The organism is Streptomyces sp. DH12 (assembly GCF_020873895.1).
Classification (GTDB): Bacteria; Actinomycetota; Actinomycetes; order Streptomycetales; family Streptomycetaceae; genus Streptomyces.
The window spans coordinates 1-507 of the sequence record NZ_JAHWGT010000724.1; the positions used below are offsets into that span (position 1 = coordinate 1).

1 pseudogene is annotated in these 507 nt (G+C 76.7%); it reads right to left on the minus strand.

What is annotated here, in order from left to right:
• Positions 1–7 precede the first annotated feature (7 nt).
• A pseudogene (locus LPA54_RS36730) lies at positions 8–268 on the minus strand (TetR family transcriptional regulator); the annotation flags it as partial.
• Positions 269–507 lie beyond the last annotated feature (239 nt).

Consider the following 507-nt stretch of genomic DNA (forward strand, 5'->3'; position numbering starts at 1 on the left):
GCCGGGCTCACTCCCCGGCCAGGGAGATCAGCCGGGCGGCGAGGTCGGTGAACGGACCGTCGCCCGGCTCCTGCTTGACCAGTCCCCGCAGCAGCGTGGCGAGTTCCTCGTCCCGGGCCGCGGCGACCGCGGCCAGCGCCGCGAAGTCCTGCACCAGCTGGGTCTCCAGCTCCTCGCGCGGCACCCGCCGCCCGTCCAGCCAGATCAGCGCCGTCGACTCCACCAGCGAGATCCACGAGCGCACCACCAGCTCGAGCCGGGCCGGCGCCGGGCCCACGCTGTTCGTCCATGTCCGCCACGCTAGACGCCGCGTCCGCCCGGCGGCGTCGGCCGGACGGCGTGATCACGCGTACTCCCGGGGAAGTACGCCCGGCCGGGGTGCGGGGCCCGGGGCCTTCCGCTCAGGGGTCGCCCCCGCGAGCGCAGCCGGTACCCGGGGCGTCGGCGACCGACGGCAAGGCCGCAGACCTGTGTGCCGGACCCCGCGACGCCGGCACGATCCGGACG